This is a genomic window from Nonomuraea sp. NPDC050394 (assembly GCF_044459065.1).
GTDB lineage: Bacteria > Actinomycetota > Actinomycetes > Streptosporangiales > Streptosporangiaceae > Nonomuraea.
This window is the reverse complement of record NZ_JBITIO010000014.1, coordinates 229434-248634: the sequence shown is the minus strand read 5'-3', so window position 1 is coordinate 248634 and position 19201 is coordinate 229434. Positions and strand designations below refer to the sequence as shown.

17 protein-coding genes are annotated in these 19201 nt (G+C 71.9%); 7 read left to right on the top strand and 10 right to left on the bottom strand.

The annotated features are described in order from the left end of the window. The first annotated feature begins 76 nt into the window (after window positions 1-76). Together ACIBKY_RS41600 and ACIBKY_RS41595 are read left to right on the top strand one after the other, a co-directional pair. The gene (locus ACIBKY_RS41600; RefSeq protein WP_397105887.1) at window positions 77-1690 is read left to right on the top strand and encodes an FAD-dependent oxidoreductase; all 1614 of its coding nucleotides are present in this window, start codon (window positions 77-79) and stop codon (window positions 1688-1690) included. A gap of 24 nt (window positions 1691-1714) precedes the next feature. Next, window positions 1715-2935 (top strand): cytochrome P450, encoded by a 1221-nt coding sequence (locus tag ACIBKY_RS41595; RefSeq protein ID WP_397105885.1) that lies wholly within the window; start codon window positions 1715-1717, stop codon window positions 2933-2935. A gap of 66 nt (window positions 2936-3001) precedes the next feature. Here ACIBKY_RS41595 and ACIBKY_RS41590 read toward each other — a convergent pair whose 3' ends face one another. The 4 genes from ACIBKY_RS41590 to ACIBKY_RS41575 form a co-directional block, all read right to left on the bottom strand. Then, on the bottom strand, window positions 3002-4225 hold the full coding sequence (locus ACIBKY_RS41590; protein ID WP_397105883.1) for an NAD(P)/FAD-dependent oxidoreductase: 1224 nt from the start codon (window positions 4223-4225) through the stop codon (window positions 3002-3004). Between the two features lie 118 nt (window positions 4226-4343). After that, on the bottom strand, window positions 4344-4664 hold the full coding sequence (locus ACIBKY_RS41585; protein WP_397105882.1) for an SHOCT domain-containing protein: 321 nt from the start codon (window positions 4662-4664) through the stop codon (window positions 4344-4346). Continuing rightward, complete coding sequence (locus ACIBKY_RS41580) at window positions 4661-5104, bottom strand: DUF6325 family protein (RefSeq protein ID WP_397105880.1); 444 nt, start codon at window positions 5102-5104, stop codon at window positions 4661-4663. The genes ACIBKY_RS41585 and ACIBKY_RS41580 overlap by 4 nt, the downstream gene beginning before the upstream one ends. A gap of 120 nt (window positions 5105-5224) precedes the next feature. After that, window positions 5225-7504: a hypothetical protein gene (locus ACIBKY_RS41575; protein WP_397105878.1), complete on the bottom strand. Its 2280-nt coding sequence runs from the start codon at window positions 7502-7504 to the stop codon at window positions 5225-5227. Between the two features lie 309 nt (window positions 7505-7813). On the opposite strand from ACIBKY_RS41575, the gene ACIBKY_RS41570 reads away from it, so the two are divergent. Next, the gene (locus tag ACIBKY_RS41570; RefSeq protein WP_397105876.1) at window positions 7814-8119 is read left to right on the top strand and encodes a winged helix-turn-helix transcriptional regulator; all 306 of its coding nucleotides are present in this window, start codon (window positions 7814-7816) and stop codon (window positions 8117-8119) included. Then, window positions 8112-8432 (top strand): VOC family protein, encoded by a 321-nt coding sequence (locus ACIBKY_RS41565; protein WP_397105874.1) that lies wholly within the window; start codon window positions 8112-8114, stop codon window positions 8430-8432. Before ACIBKY_RS41570 ends, ACIBKY_RS41565 begins: the two co-directional genes overlap by 8 nt. A gap of 36 nt (window positions 8433-8468) precedes the next feature. On the opposite strand, the gene ACIBKY_RS41560 is transcribed toward ACIBKY_RS41565, so the two are convergent. Continuing rightward, window positions 8469-10814, bottom strand: a complete 2346-nt coding sequence (locus ACIBKY_RS41560; RefSeq protein ID WP_397106010.1) for an FtsX-like permease family protein — start codon at window positions 10812-10814, stop codon at window positions 8469-8471. After that, window positions 10811-11545 (bottom strand): ABC transporter ATP-binding protein, encoded by a 735-nt coding sequence (locus ACIBKY_RS41555; protein ID WP_379635530.1) that lies wholly within the window; start codon window positions 11543-11545, stop codon window positions 10811-10813. The genes ACIBKY_RS41560 and ACIBKY_RS41555 overlap by 4 nt, the downstream gene beginning before the upstream one ends. 98 nt (window positions 11546-11643) lie before the next feature. Here ACIBKY_RS41555 and ACIBKY_RS41550 point away from each other — a divergent pair, with 98 nt between their 5' ends. After that, a complete protein-coding gene (locus tag ACIBKY_RS41550) occupies window positions 11644-12252 on the top strand; it encodes a DNA-binding response regulator (RefSeq protein ID WP_397105872.1) in 609 nt (202 codons plus the stop codon). On the opposite strand, the gene ACIBKY_RS41545 is transcribed toward ACIBKY_RS41550, so the two are convergent. Then, on the bottom strand, window positions 12139-14205 hold the full coding sequence (locus ACIBKY_RS41545) for a histidine kinase (protein ID WP_397105870.1): 2067 nt from the start codon (window positions 14203-14205) through the stop codon (window positions 12139-12141). The two genes, ACIBKY_RS41550 and ACIBKY_RS41545, sit on opposite strands and share 114 nt — an antisense overlap. A gap of 115 nt (window positions 14206-14320) precedes the next feature. On the opposite strand from ACIBKY_RS41545, the gene ACIBKY_RS41540 reads away from it, so the two are divergent. Then, the gene (locus ACIBKY_RS41540) at window positions 14321-15232 is read left to right on the top strand and encodes an aldose 1-epimerase family protein (RefSeq protein ID WP_397105869.1); all 912 of its coding nucleotides are present in this window, start codon (window positions 14321-14323) and stop codon (window positions 15230-15232) included. Here the strand turns inward: ACIBKY_RS41540 and ACIBKY_RS41535 are convergent. Continuing rightward, complete coding sequence (locus tag ACIBKY_RS41535; RefSeq protein WP_397105867.1) at window positions 15229-16101, bottom strand: alpha/beta fold hydrolase; 873 nt, start codon at window positions 16099-16101, stop codon at window positions 15229-15231. The genes ACIBKY_RS41540 and ACIBKY_RS41535 overlap by 4 nt on opposite strands. After that, window positions 16076-16564, bottom strand: coding sequence for a hypothetical protein (locus ACIBKY_RS41530; protein ID WP_397105865.1), 489 nt, complete (start codon window positions 16562-16564; stop codon window positions 16076-16078). The genes ACIBKY_RS41535 and ACIBKY_RS41530 overlap by 26 nt, the downstream gene beginning before the upstream one ends. Before the next feature lie 150 nt (window positions 16565-16714). Between ACIBKY_RS41530 and ACIBKY_RS41525 the strand changes: the two genes are divergently transcribed. After that, a complete protein-coding gene (locus ACIBKY_RS41525; protein WP_397105864.1) occupies window positions 16715-18250 on the top strand; it encodes a long-chain fatty acid--CoA ligase in 1536 nt (511 codons plus the stop codon). 57 nt (window positions 18251-18307) lie between these two features. On the opposite strand, the gene ACIBKY_RS41520 is transcribed toward ACIBKY_RS41525, so the two are convergent. Further along, window positions 18308-19099, bottom strand: coding sequence for a helix-turn-helix transcriptional regulator (locus tag ACIBKY_RS41520; protein WP_397105862.1), 792 nt, complete (start codon window positions 19097-19099; stop codon window positions 18308-18310). Window positions 19100-19201: the final 102 nt, after the last annotated feature.

Here is a 19201-nt window from a genome sequence, read left to right as displayed (position 1 = left end):
CTCGCTTATCGCGGAGGAAGAGCCGGGTACATCAGCCTGGCGGCGTGTGCCGTACCGGATCGACGGGGGTGTGGCTGTGAGAGTTGTCGTGGACCTCACGCGCTGTCAGGGGTACGGGCAGTGCGCGTTCATGGCCCCGGCCGTGTTCACGATGCACGGCCAGGAGGCGCTGTTGTACGACCCCGACCCCGAGGCCGCCCAGCGGGAACGGGTGCTTCAGGCCGCCGCGGCCTGTCCGGTCCAGGCCATCCACATCGACAGGATGGCCACGCAGCACCGGACGAGGGAACCGGAACTGAGCTACGCCACCTCGCACGGCGACGACGCGTTCAAGCGCGACGGCCACATCGTCATCGTCGGCGCCTCCCTGGCCGGGGGCCGGGCCGCGGGCGTCCTGCGCCGGGACGGCTTCAAGGGCAGGCTGACGCTGATCGGCGACGAGGCGTACGAGCCGTACGACCGGCCGCCGCTGTCCAAACAGGTGCTGACCGGCACGATCACGGTCGAGCACACCGCGCTGCCCCACCTGCGCGAGATCGAGGTCGAGTTTCTCGCCGGCACTCCGGCGACCGGCCTGGACCTGGCCGCCAAGCAGGTACGGCTGGCCGACGGCAGGCAGATCGACTTCGACAAGGTGCTGATCGCCACCGGCGTGCGGGCCAGGCCGTGGCCGAACGAGCAGGAGGCCGCCCTCGACGGGGTGCACGTGCTGCGCACGCTGGACGACGCGCACCGGATCAGGGAACGGCTGGCCGCGGGCGTCAGGCGGGTGCTGATCATCGGGGCCGGGTTCACCGGATCGGAGGTCGCCTCGGTCTGCCGCGACCTCGACGTGGCGGTGACCGTCGTGGAGGCGGGCCCGGCGCCGCTCGCCGGCGCGCTCGGCAAGGTCATCGGCGACGTCGCCGCCCGCATGCAGCGCGACGCCGGAGTGGACCTGCGCTGCGGGGTCAGGGTCGAGGCGCTGGAAGGCGACTCCGACGGCCGGGTGCGCGGGGCCAGGCTGTCGGACGGCACCACGGTCGAGGCCGACATGGCGGTGGTCGCGCTTGGCGCGGTCCGCAACATCGAATGGCTGGCCGGGTCGGGCCTGGCGGCCGGCCCCTGGGGGGTGGCCACCGACGCCGGCTGCCGTGCCGTCGACGTCAACGGGCTGGTCACCGATGACGTGTTCGTCGCCGGTGACGTGGCCCGCTTCCCGCACCCGGTGTACCACTACCAGTTCATGTCGCTCGAACACTGGGGCAACGCCGTGGCGCAGGCCGAGATCGCCGCCCACAACATGCTCAGCGACCAGGCGCATCGCTGGCCGCACCTGTCGCTGCCGGTCTTCTGGTCCAACCAGTTCGGCGTCAACATCAAGTCCGTCGGCGTGCCGACCATCGCCGACGAGGTCGTGATCGCGCAGGGCTCCGTGGAAGAGCGCCGCTTCGTCGCCGTGTACGGCTACCGCGGCAGGATCACCGCCGCCGTCACCTTCGACCAGGGGATGTGGCTGGACTTCTACCGCGACCTCATCCAGCGGGCGGCGCCGTTCCCGCCCGACTTCCAGATGGTCGGCATGCCCGACGAGCTGCGGGCCGTACCCGCCGAGGGGCCGCCGCGGCTGGCGCCCGCCGAGGGCGCGACCGTGGTGGTGACCGGCCACGATCCGGCCGAGCGGCGCGTCACGCTCGTCCGGCACCAGTAACGACGACCAGACGGGGGCACATCCGTGGAGCCGGCACGCATCTACGACCAGATTCACGAGTTCGCCAACAGGGCGGACCCCTACACGTTGTACGCCGAGCTCCGCCGGACACCCGTGGTGCGGCTGGACGACGGCGCCTACGTCGTCAACACCTACGAGCACATCGTCGCGCTGCTGCACGACCCGCGGGTCAGCTCGGACGCCCGGAACCTGGCCCACCCGCCGGCCACCGAGCCGCTGCCGCCCTCCTTCATCCGCGTCGACCCGCCCGAGCACGACCGGCTCAGGGGGCTGACGATGCGCCACTTCGGGCCGCCGCACTCCCCGCTCGTGGTCGAGAGCATGCGCGAGGAACTGCACGAACTCGTCAAGGAGCTGATCGACGGCATCGCCGGCCGGACCCAGGCCGACATCGTCGACGACGTCGCCTACCCGTTCCCCGTCACGGTCATCTGCCGCCTGCTCGGCGTCCCGCGCGAGGACGAGTCCCGCTTCCACGTCTGGGCGGACGAGATCGTCGAGACCCTCGGCCCCGGCGAGGGCAGCGTGGAGGAGCGGGCCGGGCGCCGCCAGGCCGCCGGGTTCGCGCTGGCCGGCTACCTGGGCGAACTCGCTCAGTCGCGCCGCGAGAATCCGCGCCACGATCTGCTGTCCGGGCTGGTCACCTACCACGGTCCCGAGGGATCCATGTCGGAGACCGAGGTGATGACCACCGCGGTGCTCCTGCTGATCGCCGGGCACGAGACCACGGTCAACCTGATCACCAACGGCATGCTGACCCTGCTGCGCAACCCCGGCCTGCTCGAACGGCTCCGCGACGAGCCCGACCTGGTCATCGGCACCGTCGAGGAACTGCTGCGCTTCGAGCCGCCCGTGCACTTCCTGCCCCAGCGCGTCGCCCTCGACGACATCACGGTGGCGGACGTCACCATCCCCAAGGGGTCGAGCATCATCCTGTCCCTCGCCTCGGGCAGCCGCGACCCCGCGCACGTGCACGACCCCGACCGCTTCGACCCGGACCGCCCCTACATCCAGCACCTCGGGTTCGGCGGCGGCATCCACAACTGCTTCGGCGCCCCGCTGGCCCGCCTGGAGGCCCAGATCGCGCTCCGCCAGCTCGCCAAGCGCCTGGTGAACCCCCGCCTGGTGACCGACCCGCCGCCGTACCGCCCCAGCTCGACCCTGCGGGGGCCGCGCCACCTGGTCATCTCCTACGACGAGGTCCTGCCGTACGAGGGGGACTGACCTTCGGGCACCACGGCGGCGCGCGGCGAGCTCGTCCACCGGGCTCGCACAACCTCGTGCAGCGGGCTACTGGGAGACGCTGGTGGCGCTGCGGCGCGGCCCGGCGTACCGCCACAGGAAGTTGAGCAGCACGCTGGCGCGGTTGCGGCCGCCCAGCAGGTACGCCAGGTGCACGAAGATCCACACCAGCCAGGCGGGGAGCCCGTGCACGGTCAGCCCGTTGGGCAGTTGCAGCACGGCCTCCGCCTTGCCCACGGTGGCCATGATGCCCGGGTCGTCGTAGGAGAACGGCCGTGCGGGCTCGCCCCGCATGGCCGCGGCGATCTGCCTGCCGACGTGTTCGCCCATCTGGATCGCCGGCTGGGCGAGCTGCGGCTGCGGGGCGGGCGGTCCGGAAAGGTCGCCGGCCACGAAGATCTCCGGGTGCTCCGGCACGTTCAGCGCCTCGGTGAGCGCGACCCGGCCGCCGTCGCCCTGCGGCAGGCCCCAGTCGGCGACCTGCGTGGGCGCGGTCACGCCGAGCGCCCACACGGTCAGGTCGCTCGGCAGCCGCGTGCCGTCGCTGAGCACCACCGCGTCCGGCTCGACGGCCGCCACCGTGCACCCCAGCCGCAGCTTCACCCCCCGCCTGCGCAGCGCCGCCGCGGCCGCGTTCCGCAGCCGTGACTTGTACGGGGCCAGCACGTGGCCGAACCGCTCCACCAGCGTGACGCTGGTCTGGCCCGGCTTGATCTCGGGATGCGTCAACGGCAGGGTACGGCGGCGCAGTTCGGCCAGCGTGCCCGCCATCTCCACCCCCGTCGCGCCCGCTCCCACCACCACGACGTGCGTGCTCTTGCGGCGCCCGAGCGCCGTCTCCTCCAGGAGGCGCCCGAGCCGGTCGCGCAGCGCGGCCGCGTCGCGCAGCGAGTAGATGGGCAGCGCGTTGTCCCGTGCCCCGTCGATGCCGAGCCAGTTGGTGGTCACACCCGTGGCCAGCACGAGATAGTCGTAGTCCAGGCCGCTGCCGTCCTCGAACTCCACCCGCCGCTCGTCCGGGAGCACCTTGGTCAGGGCGGCCTGACGGGTCCGGACATTGGGCCACTTGGCGGCGAAGGTGCGGACCGGATAGGTCACGTCGGAGGCGCCCAGCCCGGCCGTGGCGACCTGGTAGAGAAGGGGCTGGAAGGTCGCGTACGGGTTGCGGTCGACCAGCGTCACCAGCGCCCCCGTCCTGGCCAGCGCCTTCGTGGCGCCCAGCCCCGCGAACCCGGCCCCCACGATCACGACCCTCGGTCTCTGCGGCATCATCCGGTCCTTTCCCTGGCGACTATGAGCCATTGTCGGTGGCGGTCACCCTCTTGGACAGGCTCAGGGTCCGGGTCAGGAGGCCAGGATCCTGGCCTTTTGGACAGGCTCGGGGTCCGGGTCAGGAGGCCAGGATCCTGGCCTTCTCCGCGGCGAACTCCTCCTCGGTGAGCAGCCCGTCGGCCTTCATCTGGCCGAGCTCCCGCAGGAGCCGCATCCGCTCGGCCGGGGCCGTGGCGGGAGCCTGGGCCTGGGCCTGGGCGGCGGCGCGGTCCACCATGGACTGCTCCTGGGCCGCGGACGCCGCCTCCTGCTCCTCCATGCGCCTGGCCTGCCTGCGCTGGATGCCGCCGCTCACCGCGGTCGCCGTACCGGTGATCACCGCGGTGCGCGCCATGGCGCCGATGAGACCGGGCCTGCCCACTCGACGTCGAAGCATCATCGCTCATCCTCCAGAGCTGCGAGGGCGTCCAGGACAACCTGCCGGGGAATGCGCTCCAGCGTCGAAACCTGGCTGCTGGAGGCCCGGAGGGCGGCGCCGAGCTGCGCCGCCCACGTGTTCTCCCAGACGACGACCAGCGCGGCCGTACCGGGGTCGAGGTCGTCGCCCAGCAGGCGCAGGTCCTCGTCGTTCAGGAGGTCGAGCTCCTCGTCGGCGAGTCCCGCGTACTCGGCCGCGACATCGGTGTCGGCGACCTCGGCCGCCGACACGGTTCCGTCCGCCGCCTTGCGGACGAAGCTGAGGTCGACGACCCGGACGGTGCCCTTGTCCTGGATCTCCCGGATCGCGGACACCACGCCCGGGTCGAAGTGCTCCCCGCCGAACGTGATGACGGCGACATCCACCGGTCCCACCGACTCGGCCTTCATGACCGTGGCCATCAGCCCTCCTCTGCCGACGAATTCTGCGATCGACTCCTCCCCGTATGGGTCTTTTGCGGAACCCGTGCGCGAGGCAAACGTTCCCCATGGAGCGCCCGCGGCAGGTCGTCGTCCGGGCGGCTAGCGGTAGGTGACCGGCTTCTTCCCCTTCCCCGGGTACGCCATGATCAGCAGCCGCTGGCCCTCCTGGCCGTTCTTGTCCTTGAACGAGTCGTAGTGCACGCGGATCCGGTAGTGACCCGCGCGGCCGTTCAGCGACAGGTCGGGGAACTCGGTGCCGCTCAGATCGTCGCTGAGCACGATGTCGCCGGTGGGGCTCTCGTAGCCGACCTCGGCGACGCGGTCCCAGCCCTTGGTCTCCACCGGCGGGCGGCGGGCGTAGGTCTCCACGGTCACGCAGATGTCGAAGTCGGAGTGGGTCAGGACCATCAGGCGGCCGGGAAGGGAGGCCACCAGGCCGTCGTCCTGAGCCATGTCCAGCAGGCCGTCCTCGGCCGGGTCCTGGTCGGGCCCGGTCGGCTCATAGGTTTCGACGACCCCGTAGTCGGTCGACTGGGGTTCCTTCATGCGGGTCGCGTGGGCCGGTTCGATGAGCGGGCGATGGCGGGGGGTGGCGTCGCACATGCGCTGCGCCGCGGCCTCCCACTCCTGGAACTCCCGGTCCTGTTCGGCGGCCGCCGCCTTGACCACCTTGTTCGCGCTGGGGCAGATCTCCGCGAGTGGGTAGGCGAGGTCATCGCGCAGCAGCCCGTCCGAGGTCTTGAGACGGGCGACCTCTTCGGGATCGTTGCGGGTGTAGATGCCGCACAACCGGCGGGCGTAGGCGAGGACCCCGGCGTCGGACGCGGTGGCGCCGACCTTGATCAGGTTTCCCTGCCGGAGAGAGCACACGATGCGCTGGTCGCGGGTGAGCTCCGGCAGGCTCTCGCCCGGGTGCGGGGTGCAGTCCCGGGCCGCGGTGACCGGGCCGCGCGCCTGGTCGGCGGCGGGCACGAAGCCGAGCGCGACGACCGTGGCGAGCCCGGCGAGCAGTACGTGGTGGCGTGCGCGCGGGGCGGGCGCGACCGGGTACAGCGACCGCAGGAGCAGCGCGGAGCCGAACAGGGCGGCGCTGTAGAACAACGGTGAGATACCGAAGAAGATCTCCCCGTCCGGCGCCGGGGCGAACATCCCCTCCGGGTAGATCTGCGCGCCTTCGTCGCGGAACTCTCCCGGCACCGGCGTCACGGTGGTGAGCGCGCTGACGAGACCCACGGCCGCGGCGACGGTCAGCGTCACCGACGTCACCTGTACGGCAAGCCGCGTCCTGCGCAGGACGGCGGCCAGGATCAGCAGAGCGGGACCGCCGGCACCGACGAAGACGTCGAGGCCGAACCAGGCCGGGGCGTGCCAGCTCTCCTCGCGGACGAACTGCTCGATCGCGCCTCTGGGGCCGATCCAGAGGTACCGGCCCTGCGCGAGGTTGACGGCGGCGGGGATCAGCGGAAGCACGATCGCCACGGCGGCCATGGGCCATCGCCTGGCCGCCGACCGCTCCGGCGCCGGAGCAGGGGCCCGCGGCAGGGGGGCGGCCAGCTCGTGGGCCGTTCTCGCCTGCCACACCAGCCCCAGGACGCCGACGGCGGAAAGGAGCGAATAGATCACCAAGGTGGACGGGACCCCGTATCCGAAGGAACCGAAGGACACCGCCCCGGCGGGCTGGAGAACGGACACCACCTGCGCGAGGATCCCGATCCGTACGGTCGCCGCACTCCAGCGGGGGTCCCTGCCCTGGGCGATCAGGATCGACCCCGCCCACGCCGGCCAGAGGTAGCCGAACATGCCGCCGAGGGTGAAGATCTGCGCGACGGACTCCAGGAAGAGGACCTGCGCGATGCTTTGACCGATGGTGAGCACGCCGATGAGGACCCCGGTGACCAGCGAGAACAGCCGAAGCCCGAAGGAGGCGGTGTCACGCAGCACCAGGAAGAAGAGCGACGCGACGGCCAGTTGCAGGAGGCCGGAGACGATCGCCGACACCGACCAGAACCAGTAGGCCTCCCAGCTGACGATCAGCGGGGCGACGGCGATGCCGGCCAAGCTGGTGCCGACGCCGAGGTAGAGGGCCAGCCGCAGCAGGCCAGCCTTTCTGCCCCGATCCGTCAGCTCGCCGCGGGCCCGTCCACGCAGCACCTGCCACAGGGCCCACGCCTGGAGCGTCCCGATGAGGACCAGGGCGAGCGTCAGCACCCACGGGATGCCGGAGCCGAAGAGGTCGCCGGTGAACGTGTCGTGGGTGACGACCTTCCACAGGAGAACATTGCCCGGGTCGGCCAGCGTGAAGGCGCACAGCACCACGACCACGGCGAGAAAGCCCAGCGCGACCAGAGCCGCGATCGTGCCGAACCGGTAGCGACGCATGGCCATCCTTGGGGGCGAATCAGTAAAAGCGCCCCAACCTATCCAGCCGCTGTGAAGTGATCAAGGCGTCAGCCGACGCCCACGGTCTGCCGCTCGGGCTCGATGACGCCGCCGACGCGTTCCTCGTCGCGGGGGTAGGGCCGACCGAGGTACTTCATCGAGATCTGGTCGATGATCTCCCAGGCCGCGTCGCCGTCGAGCCATTCGACGACCCGGCCGCGGACGATGACGGGCTCGACGGGTTGTCGAGGGGCGCCATGGACAGCGCCACCCGCGGGTCGCGGTGGAGGTTGCGGGCCTACGCTCGACGTGATCGGAGAGCCGTGGTCGCCGCTGATCCTGCGCGACGTGTGGGCGGGCTTCACCCGGTTCGAGCAGCTCCAGGCTGATCTCGGCATCTCGCGCAAGGTGCTGACCGAGCGGCTCAACCACCTGGTCGGCCACGGCGTCCTCGAACGCCGCCCCTACGATCAGCGGCCGCGCCACGAGTACCATCTGACGGCCAAGGGGGCCGGGCGCGGCGCGATGAGTCCCGCCCGCGTGCGGGGTCTCACTGTGGAGACGATCGGAAGGAGCGGGCCGGATGGACCTGTACAGCGTCGTGTGCGTGAGTGACCGGGAAACGTCGCGCAAGTGGTTCGAGGCGTTCTTCGGGCGGCCGGCGGACGAGATCATCGGCGAGGAGCTCCTGTGGCAGGTCGGTGAGAACGCCTGGGTCGTCATCGACGACCGGCAGGTGCGGGCGGCGCGGGTGGGCGGCACCATGATCACGTTCGGGGTGACCGACCTGGACGACATCCTGGCCCGGCTGGCCGAGCACGGAATCGGGCACGATCCCGTGGAGACCTACGGCAACGGGGTCCGCCACGTCGACATCATCGACCCCGACGGCAACAGCCTGTCCCTCGCGCAGGCCCCCGCCGAGTGAACAGCCCCGGCCTCATCGGAGGCCGGGGCTCCGGCGCTATTCGCGGCCGCCGATCGCCTCGGCCGGGTGCTCCCTGAGCGCCAGCCGGGCCGGGATCGCGGTGGCCGCCAGGGCCAGCGCGCCCACCGCGGCGATCACGCCCAGGTAGCCCAGCGGCGGCACCGACGGCACCGGCGAGCCGGTCATGCCCAGGCCGGCGGCGGCCAGCGTGATCGCCGAGATCAGCGTGCCCAGCACCACCGAGACCAGCACGGCCGCGGCCGTCTCCTGGCGCAGCATGCCGAGCACCTGCCGCCGCGTGGTCCCGACCAGGCGCAGGAGCGCCATCTCACGGGAGCGGGCCGAGGTGGACATGGCCAGCGTGTTCACGACCGCGATGGCGCAGAAGGCGATGATCAGGCCCATGGCCACGTAGTTGACGGCCGCGCCGCCGGAAGAGGAGTCGCCGGCGGGAGGCAGGAGGGGGCCCGCCCCGGCCAGCGCGGCCCGGTCGCCGCCCGCGACCAGGAGGGTGCCGCGCGGGTCGTCCACGTGCTTGGAGACCAGCGCGTGCGGCAGAGTCAGCTCGCCGAAGCCCATGCCGCGCGTGTAGAGGGCGGCGACGGTCAGCTCGGCCGGGGTGCCGTCGCCGAGCGTGAGCGCGAGCCGGTCGCCGACCGCGACGCCGAACCAGCCGGCCGCCTTGGTGCTGAGCGCCACCGACCTCTCGCCGAAGCCGGCCATCGAGCCGGCGACCACGCCGAGGTCCATGGTCTGGTCCAGGCCCCGCGGGGTGACGGCCTGCGCGCCGTACCGCTCAAGGTCGACTCTGACGGAGGTGCGCAGCACCTCGGTGACGGCGCGCACGCCGGGCACCTCGCGGGCGGCGGTGGCGGAGGCGCCGGGGCCGAGCACGGTCTCGGCCTTGACCCCCGCGACGGCCTGTTCCCGGGCGGCGGCGCCGAGCGTGGTCTGCACGAACAGGATGGTGCAGGTCATGGCGATCATCAGGCTGAGCGGCGTGATCACCGAGGACATGCGCTTGGTACCGGCCCGCAGGTTGCGCGCGGCCAGGTAGCCGCCCGCGCCGGGGCCGCGCAGGGGCAGGGCGGTGACGGCGCGGGCGATGAGCGGCGCGAGCAGGGAGACGGCCAGCGTCCAGGCGAGCGCGGTGAGCATGGTGACCGGGCTCGCCGCGGCCTCGGTGTCCAGGGTCGTCAGCAGGATCGTCAGCACGACGCTGCCCGCCAGCACGGCCAGCCCGGCGATCAGCCGTCCGACCGGCAGCCCAGGCTTCTCCATCGCCGCCTCACCCAGCGCCTCGACCGGTCGGATCTTGGAGGTACGGCGGGCCGAGACGCGCGCCGCCGCCCACGCCGCCGCGACGGTGGCCAGCAGAGCCGCCGCCATCGGGAACGGGCTGAGAACCAGGTGCAGGTTGTCCGGCATCGCGCCCAGGGCCACGAACCGCCCGCGCAGCCAGAACCCGAGCATGATTCCGGCCCCCGCCCCGAGCACCCCGGCCAGGGCGCTGACGGCGAGCGCCTCGCCGCCGAGCATCCGGCGGATCTGCCGGGGAGTGGCCGCGACGGCCCGCAGCAGGGCCAGTTCGCGCTGGCGCTGCTGGATGGAGAGCGCGAACGTGCCGACCACGACCAGGATCGCCACCAGCAGCGAGGTACCGCCCATCGCGCCGCCCATGCTGATCAGCTTGATGCGGGCGTTGTCGCCGTCGCGGAACTCCACCGCGCCGCGCTCGTCGCCGGTGTAGGCGAGCGCGCCCTTGACCGCGACCGGGACCTGCGGGAACACGCCGATCGCGCTGACCAGGCCGGGCCGCCCCGCCATCCGGCGGGCCTCGGCGGTGCTGAAGAAGACGGTGCGCTGGCTGGGCAGCGCCTGGTGGGTCACGCCGACGACGCGGTAGGTCCTGCCCGCGGCGGTGAAGGACCCGCCGCGGAAGCTCGCGTCCACGACGACCTCGCCCGCCTTCTCCGGCGCGCGGCCGCTCTTCAGCGTGAACGGCGTGAGCGCCGCCGACTCCCAGCCGTGCCCCAGCGCGTCCCCGGCGGGGAAGGTGACCTCGGTGACGACCCTCTCCACGCCGGGTGCGGCGGCCAGGCCGGCGGCCAGTTCCTCGGGGATCCAGCGCAGGTCCGACAGCGCCTTGGCCTTGACCTTGGTCTCGCCGTCGCCCTTGTCGACGACGCGGCGTTCGAACTGGTCACCGGCCACGATGACCGGCGCACCCGCGTACCGCTCCGGGGCCAGCGCGCCGCGCAGGCCCGTCTCCAGCAACATGCCGCACGCCGTCACCAGGGCGGCGGCGCAGAACAGGGCGACGAACGCGCCCGCGAACCCGGCCTTGCGGTGCCGGAGGGTCTTCCACGCCAGCGAGATCATCGCTTCCACGCTCCCAGCCTGGTCATGCGCTCGGCCACCTTCTCGGCGGTGGGCGCGGTCATCGAGTCGGCGATCCGGCCGTCGGCCAGGAACAGGACGGTGTCGGCATAGGAGGCGGCGACCGGGTCGTGGGTGACCATCACCACGGTCTGGCCCAGGGCCGAGACCACCTCGCGCAGCAGGACCAGCACGTCGCGGGCGGTCATCGTGTCCAGGGCGCCGGTCGGCTCGTCGCCGAAGACCACCTCCGGCCGTACCACCAGGGCGCGTGCGATGGCCACCCGCTGCTGCTGGCCGCCGGACAACTGGGCCGGCAGGTGACCGGTACGCCCTTCCAGGCCCACCCGGCGCACGATTTCGGCCAGCCACGCGGCGTCGGCCTTCTCACCGGACAGGCGCAGCGGCAACGTGATGTTCTCCAGCACGGTCAGCGAGGAGACCAGGTTGAACGCCTGGAAGACGAAGCCCACCCGGCCCCGCCGCAGCTCGGTCAGGGCGGTCTCGCTCATGCCGGCCAGTTCCGTGCCGCCGAGCCGTACCGAACCCGAGGACGGGACGTCCAGCCCGGCCGCACAGTGGAGGAACGTGCTCTTACCGGAACCCGAGGGACCCATCACCGCGGTGAAGCTGCCGCGCGGGATGCCTGCCGACACCTCGCGAAGGGCAGCCACCGCGTTCTGCCCTTTCCCGTACACCTTGCTCACCGCGTCCAACCGCACCACGTCTGTCATGAGTCCAAGCCTGCTGGCGGGCGTTGCCGCAGGACAGAGACGTGCTCACCGGGTCACCATGACCTCGTCATAAAGCGGACACTGGTAGACATGACCCCGTGATTCGCGTACTTCTGGCCGAGGACCAGCACGTCATCAGGGGTGCCCTGGTCGCGTTGCTCGGGCTTGAGGCCGACCTGGAGATCGTCGAGGCGGTCGAGTCGGGGGACGCCGCCGTCGCCGCCGCGCTCGTCCACCGGCCCGACGTGGCCGTGCTCGACATCGACATGCCCGGCACCATCGACGGCCTGGACGCCGCCGCCACGATCCGCGGCAAGCTCCCCGCCTGCCGCACCCTCATGCTCACCGGGTACGGCAAGCCCGGCCACCTGCGCCGCGCCCTGGCCTCCCAGGTCGACGGGTTCCTGCTGAAGACGGCTCCCCCCGAGGAGCTGACCGCCGCCATCCGTACCGTGGCGGGAGGCGGGCGCGTCCTGGACCCCTCGCTGGCCGTGACCGCATGGGACCTGGCCGACAACCCGCTCACCCAGCGCGAGGTCGACGTGCTGCGCCTGGTCGCCGGTGGGGCCGAGGCCACCGAGGTGGCGGAACGGCTACACCTGACCGCGGGCACCGTCCGCAACTACCTGACGGCGATCGTGGCCAAGCTCAACGCCCGCAACCGCACCGACGCCGTCCGCATCGCGAGCGAGTCCGGCTGGATCTGACGGGAGCGCCGCCTCCAGGGTGAACCAGCCGTCCTCCCGTGTGGTGGACAGCGTTCCGCCGAGGGCGGCCAGGCGGGTGGTGAGGTTGCCGATCCCGGCCGAGCCCCTGCGGATCGGGCCGTCTTTGACGCCGTCGTTGCGGACGCGCAGCCGTACCTCGTGGCCGTCGGCGGTGGTGGAGGCGGTGATGGCGCAGTGGCGGGCGGTGCTGTGCCGGAGCACGTTCGTGACCGCCTCTCTGAGGACGGTGCTCAGCACCGTCTCGGCGGCGGCCGGCAGCGGCGGGTGGGACAGCTCGACGGTGACCTCGATGCCCGCGGCGGTCAGCACCGCGCGGGCGTTGCCGGCCTCGGCGGGCAGCAGCAGGTCGCGGTGGTCGCCGGAGACCGAGCGCAGGTCGGCCTGGGCGCGCTCGGCCATCTCGGCGATGTCGCGCAGCTCGCTTTCCGGGTTGCCGAGGCGGCGGGCCAGCTCGCACTTGATGAGGATGGCGGCCAGGCTGTGGCCGAGCAGGTCGTGCAGGTCGCGGGCGGCGCGCAGCCGCTCCTCGACGACGGCCGCGCGGGCCAGGGCGTCGCGGGAGTCGCGTGACTCCTTGATGATCTGCGCCAGCTTGATCAGGCCGTACAGCACCATGGCGGTCACCAGCGTGCTCAGCGTGTAGTTGACCTGCGCCGGAACCGGCAGGCCCATCAGATGGCCCGCCACCGCCGCGCTGGCCGCGACGAGCCCGGCCAGCGGTACCGCCACCCGCCAGGAGAACGAGAGCAGCACCGGCCCGGCCAGGAACCCCAGGACGCCCAGCCAGCTGCGGCCCAGCAACGGCAGCGGGAGATAGGCCAGAGCGGTCAGCACCGCCAGCCGGCCCATGTGGCGGCCCCTCACCGAGGTCAGCTGCAGCACCACGATCGCGGCCAGGAGCGCGGCGGCCGGCGCCAGCAGGTGCGCGGGGGTCTGCATCAGGCCCTTGGCGACGAAGCCGAGCAGGACGGCGGCGGCCAGCACCACCGACAGCCGGTACGAGTCGTTGTCGGCACGCGGCCTGCCCAGGTCGGGCAGGGTCGCCTCCACGCTCAGCCGTCCCTCGTCGGTCAGCCGGGTGACCAGCCTGCCGCCCGCCTCCTCGACGCGCGCGGGCAGGTCGTCCAGGAACGCGTCGTCGGCGGTGCGGGCGCCGTCGCTGGTCACGCGCAGGAAGACCCGGCCGGTCTCGATCACGCAGAGGCTCGCCGTGGCCTGACGCAGTACGTCGGTGACGGCCTCGCGCAGCACCGCTGCCAGCAGCGCGCCCGCCGGGCCCAGAGGCTCCTCGTGGCCGACGCGTACCTCCACGGCGATCCCGGCCGAGGACAGCATCGCCCTGGCCGTGGTGATCTCCGGCGCCAAGGACATCGCCCGGTACCCGGCCGCCGCCGCCCGCGCCTCGGCCAGCGAGGCTCGGGCCGTCTCGGCCCGCGGGTCGCCCGCTCGGGCGCCGGCCGCGATCGCCGCCAGCGCCTTGCCCAGGCCCTGGTTCAGCTCGGCGGCGATGCGCAGCCGTTCCTCGGCCGCCGCGGACATCGCCAGCGCCAGCCGGGTCGCGGTGATCTCCTCGACCTGCCTGATCAGCGTCGTGAGCCCGTAGACGACCAGTGCGATCAGCATCGCGCTGATCGCCCCGTCGGCGTTGCCCAGTACCGCCGCGCTGCCCACGACCGGTACGGCGAGCGGGCGCGCCCTGGTCAGCAGCAGCGCGCCGCCGGCGAAGCCGAGGATGCCGACCGAAGTGCCGAACCCCAGCACCGCCGCGTACGAGCCCAGCACGACCACGGCCAGGATCCACCCGTGCCGCCACCGCACGAACGCCAGCTGCGCCACGCAGACCACCACGGCCAGCCAGGAGCCCGCCGCCACGTAGATGCTCGCGAAGCTCGCCAGTGCCGCGATGACCAGAATCCATGCCCGTTTCACCACCTGGGAAGCTTAGGAGAAACTTCGCGTAACCCCAGCAATCGGGCACAGTGTGCTTTCTCTTTCTTTGCAGATGTCCGGTAATTTCCTGCTTTGTGGCCTGGGTAGGTAGGGCTACATGCACTCTGCTGTGAGCGGCGGGCAGTTCACGCTGTCGGCCGGCGGCTACACCGCCGTCGTGACCGAGTCCGGCGCCGGGCTCCGCGTCCTGCGGCTGGACGGGCAGGACCTCGTCCTGACGTACGGCCCGCAGCAGGTCGCCCCGGCGGCCTTCGGGCAACTCCTGATCCCGTGGCCCAACCGGATCGAGCGCGGCCGCTACTCCTGGGAGGGGCGCGAACTCCAGCTCGACATCTCCGAGCCCCGCTTCGACTGCGCGATCCATGGCCTGGTCCGGTGGCTGCCCTGGAGCCTGGAGAGCCAGACGCCCGAGACCGTGGCGCTGACCTGCGGGCTGCTCGGCAGCCCCGGCTACCCGTTCCGGCTCGCGCTGCGGGCCGAGTACGCGCTCGACGCCGGGTCCGGCCTGACCGTCCGGGTCACCGCGCTCAACGACGGGGAGACGGCGGCGCCGTACGGCCATGGCGCGCACCCGTACCTGACGGTCGGGGAGCCCATCGACGGCTGCACCGTCCAGGCGCCCGGCAGCAGGCATCTGCCGGTGGACGCGATGATGATCCCGCGCGGCCCGGCCGAGCCCGTCGACGGCACCCCGTTCGACCTGCGCACCCCGTGTACCCTCGGCGACCTGCGGATCGACCGCGCGTTCACCGGCCTGGAGCGGGACGCCGACGGCCGCGCCTGGGTCCACCTGACCGGGACCGCCCGCACCACCTCGCTCTGGACGGACCGCGCCCACCCGTGGCTGGAGCTCTACACCGCCGACTCCGTGCCCGCCCCGGAACGCCGCAGGGGCCTCGGCGCCGAGCCGATGACCTGCCCGCCGAACGCCTTCGCCAGCCGCACGGACCTCGTCGTCCTCCAGCCCGGCGACCTGTTCACCGGCACGTGGGGAATCACCTCGGCCTAGCCGCGGCGCGGTTCGGACCGCGCCTCCGACCTCTCCCGTTCGATGTGCCGCAGCCACTCGGCGACCAGGGCGGCGACGGCCGCCGGCCGCTCGGTCATCATGCCGTGACCGGCCTCCAGTTCCTTGACCTGGATGTGTCCCGGCAGGCCGGCGAGGTCACGGCGCACACCGCGGCGGAACGCCGCCATCAGCTCACCGCCGTCCGTCCCGGGCGGGTCCTGGGTTGGGATGACGACCAGGGCGGGGCAGGCCACCTCGCGCAGCAGAGGGATGGTGTCGCGGAACTCCGGGGCGTACCGCACCGCTTCGAGGAGATCGGCGCCTGGCCGGGCATAGACCTCGCCGTCGCGTTCCACGCGGGCACGGGCGGGGACCATGGGCAGGAGCTCGACCGGCAGCGGCCGTCCCATGCTCGCCGCCTGCGCGTCGAACCCGGCCTTGAGCCGGGCCAGGGCCTCGTCTCGCGCCGCGGGGTCCATGCCCGGGTAATTGCCGGGATCATTCTCCGCCGACCGCAACCCGTCGAGGTTGACGATCCCCGGGCACTCGGGATGGCGCCTCGCCCACAGGACGGCGAGCATCCCGCCCAGCGAGTGGCCGACGACGGCCGGGTTGCCGAGGTCGAGGTGCTTCACCACGGCTTCGAGGTCGTCCAGGACGCTGTCCCACTCCCACGGGCCGTCGCCGGACAGCCCGTGGCCCCGCAGGTCCAGGGCGACGGCCCGGTGGCCGGGGCCGAGGTCCAGCGCGTCCCAGGCTTCGAGGGTGCCGCCGAGGCCGTGCAGCAGGAGAACGGGCCGGCCGTCCCCGCCGTGGTCGCGCAGGGCGAGGGGGATGGCGTGGTCAGTGATGGTGACGTCGTGCGGCATGGCGCTCCTGGGGTTGGCTGAGGCGTTCGCGGATCGACTTCGTGGTGACCCCGCCGTCGGGGTGGCGGTCGAGCTTGGCGCGTTTGACGAGGTCGTGGACTCCCTGCCGGGTGATGCCGAGCATGGCTCCGGCGGTCGCGAACGGCACCGCCTCCTTGCCCGGGTGGCCCGCCCGCCTGGCCACGACCCTGCCGAAGGCGGTGGCCCACCACTCGTCGGCGGGGTCGAACGGGCCGTCGGAGGGAAAGACGGCGGCGATCAGCCGCGCTGCCGTACGGACGGCCAGGCCGTCGTCCGGGCCCATCAACTGGGCGGCCCAGACCTCGGCCTCGATCTTCAACCGTTCTCTGACCGGGTCCACCTGGTCGGCCGAGCCGAACAGGATCTCCAGGGGGTCGGTGATGCGCCGTTCGATCAGCCCGATCAGCTCACCGGCCAGTTCCACGTGCTCGCGCGTACTCACTTGACGAAAGATAGCAAGTACTTGCTCTTGTGTGTCAAGTAGCATGAGGTCGGCACGTTCATACAAGTGTTCCCCACGCCCTCGCGGCATTCTGGACCGTACGAAGTTCCAGAGCCGGCCACGTGCCTTGGCATCGAGGAAAGGGTCGCGATGCTCAATTTGTCGATCATTCTGGAAGACAGTGCCCGCCATGTTCCGGACCGCACCGCCCTGGTCTTCGGGGACCTGCGCCTGCCGTACTCGATGGTGGATTCTGTCGCGAACCAGGTGGCCAACCTCCTGGTCGCCCGGGGGATCGGCAAGGGGGACAAGGTCGCGCTGCTCTGCCCGAACGTGCCCTACTTCCCCTTCGTCTACTTCGGCATCCTCAAGGCCGGGGCGACCGTGGTGCCGCTCAACCTGCTGCTGCAGCCGCGCGAGATCGCCTACCACCTGACCGACAGCGACGCCAAGGCGCTGTTCTGCTTCGACGGCACGCCCGAACTGCCCATGGGCGCGCGCGGGCGGGAGGCCTTCGACGCCACCGACGGGTGCGAGCAGTTCATCGTGCTGCCCACGACGCCGCTGGCCACCGAGTCGGAGCACGGCGAGTCGTTCTGGGCGGCGCTGGACGGCATGTCATCGGAGTTCGAGACGGTTCAGACCGAGCCCGGCGACACCGCGGCCATCCTCTACACCTCCGGCACCACCGGCCAGGCCAAGGGCGCCGTGCTGACCCACGCCAACCTGCTGATCAACACCATGGTCAGCGACGGGATGTTCCCCGCCGACCCAGAAGGCGACGTCTCGCTGGCCGTACTGCCTCTCTTCCACTCCTTCGGCCAGGTCTCGGTCATGAACGTCTGCCTGCGCAGGCGCGGCACCCTGGTGCTCCTGCCCCGCTTCGACCCCGGCGCGGCGCTGGAGCTCATGTGCCGGGAGAAGGTGACCATGTTCGCCGGGGTGCCGACCATGTACTGGGCGATGCTCTCGAAGATCCACGGCGACGGGGACGAGGTGCCCAAGACGCTGAGGGTGGCGGTGTCCGGGGCGGCCTCCCTGCCGATCGAGGTGCTCAAGGACTTCGAGTCCACCTTCGGCATCCCCATCCTGGAGGGCTACGGCCTGTCGGAGACCTCCCCGGCCGCCAGCTTCAACCAGCTCAGCCGGCCCACCAAGCCCGGCACCATCGGCTTCCCCATCTGGGGCGTGGAGATGCGCCTGGTGGACGACGAGTGGAACCCCATCGAGGGCGAGGGACCCGGCGAGGTCGCCGTCCGCGGGCACAACATCATGAAGGGCTACTACGGCAGGCCCGAGGAGACCGCGGAGGTCATGCGGGACGGCTGGTTCCGCACCGGCGACATCGCCACCCGCGACGAGGAGGGCTACTACTCCATCATCGACCGCACCAAGGACATGATCATCCGCGGCGGCTTCAACGTCTACCCGCGCGAGGTGGAGGAGGTGCTGATGACACACCCGGCGGTCTCGCTGGTGGCGGTGGTCGGCGTGCCCCACGACTCGCACGGCGAAGAGGTCAAGGCGTACGTCATCCTGGCGCCCGGCGCGACGGCGAGCGGGGACGAGCTGATCGGCTGGGCCAAGGAGAACATGGCGGCCTACAAGTACCCGCGGATCATCGAGTTCCGCGAGACCCTGCCGATCTCGGCCACCGGCAAGATCCTCAAGCGCGAGCTGCGCTGACGAGCTGGTGAGCGTCTGCGGGGACCGTTCACCAGCCTCAGAGCGGCCCGGCCAGGTTCAGGGCAGCCAGTCGATCGCGGCGGCCAGCTCTGAGGGCGTGGTCCCGAAGGTGTCGCGGAAGACCCGGGTGAAGTGCGGGCCGTCGGTGAAGCCGGCGGTGTGCGCGGCCGCCGTCAGCGTCTGTCCCCTGGACACCAGGCCGATGGCCTGTTGCATGCGCAGCCACCGCACGTAGGGCCGCAGCGGGATCCCCACGTGCGCGCCGAACAGGTGCGCCAACCGGCTCGGCGACAGGTGGACCGCGTCCGCCACCGTACGCATCCGCACTGGTCCGCGCCGCAGAAGCGTGGGGATCACCGCGATCGCCGCCTCCACCGCGGGGTGGAGGCGGGCGCCCTCGGCCGCACTGTGGCCGGTCCACCCCTCCACCGTCCGCAGCGCGGCCGCCGCCTCGGCCGAGCGAGCATGACCGGCCGCCGGCTCGGCGAACATGAGCGGCCGGATGCCCTCGGCCGGGACCGGCGGATCCTGGAGGACGGGCGCCCAGGCCGGTGCCGTCAACCCCACGCCGAAGCGCGCCAGCAGGGAACGGCCGGGCGAACTGCGGGGATCCAGGAGGACGAGCAGGGCCTCGTGCGCCCCCTTGCGCACCGTGTGGCGGACGTCGGGAGGGACGATCGCGATCTGTGTGGTCAGCTCTCCGCCGTGGGCGTCGGCCATCGTGAAGGGTTGCGCGGACACGATGAGCTGGACCGCGTGGTGCGCGTGCAGGTCGTTCCTGCCGACGGTTCCGCCGAAAAGCAGAAGGCCCGGTCGGAGTAAGCACCAGCCCCGCCAAGGATGTGACATCACTCCTCCTGCGGCCAGCGTAGCCGTCTGCGCGGCATTACAACCTCACAGACCGAGCGCCATGAGCCCTCAAAGACCAAAACGTCAAAAGCCTCAAAGACC

Coding starts and splice junctions, on each gene's coding strand:
- ACIBKY_RS41540 (WP_397105869.1), top strand. CDS start 14,321: ATGCACTCTGCTGTGAGCGGCGGGCAGTTCACGCTGTCGGCCGGCGGC.
- ACIBKY_RS41560 (WP_397106010.1), bottom strand. CDS start 10,814: ATGATCTCGCTGGCGTGGAAGACCCTCCGGCACCGCAAGGCCGGGTTC.
- ACIBKY_RS41520 (WP_397105862.1), bottom strand. CDS start 19,099: ATGTCACATCCTTGGCGGGGCTGGTGCTTACTCCGACCGGGCCTTCTG.
- ACIBKY_RS41555 (WP_379635530.1), bottom strand. CDS start 11,545: ATGACAGACGTGGTGCGGTTGGACGCGGTGAGCAAGGTGTACGGGAAA.
- ACIBKY_RS41535 (WP_397105867.1), bottom strand. CDS start 16,101: ATGCCGCACGACGTCACCATCACTGACCACGCCATCCCCCTCGCCCTG.
- ACIBKY_RS41580 (WP_397105880.1), bottom strand. CDS start 5,104: ATGGCCACGGTCATGAAGGCCGAGTCGGTGGGACCGGTGGATGTCGCC.
- ACIBKY_RS41585 (WP_397105882.1), bottom strand. CDS start 4,664: ATGATGCTTCGACGTCGAGTGGGCAGGCCCGGTCTCATCGGCGCCATG.
- ACIBKY_RS41590 (WP_397105883.1), bottom strand. CDS start 4,225: ATGATGCCGCAGAGACCGAGGGTCGTGATCGTGGGGGCCGGGTTCGCG.
- ACIBKY_RS41525 (WP_397105864.1), top strand. CDS start 16,715: ATGCTCAATTTGTCGATCATTCTGGAAGACAGTGCCCGCCATGTTCCG.
- ACIBKY_RS41575 (WP_397105878.1), bottom strand. CDS start 7,504: ATGCGTCGCTACCGGTTCGGCACGATCGCGGCTCTGGTCGCGCTGGGC.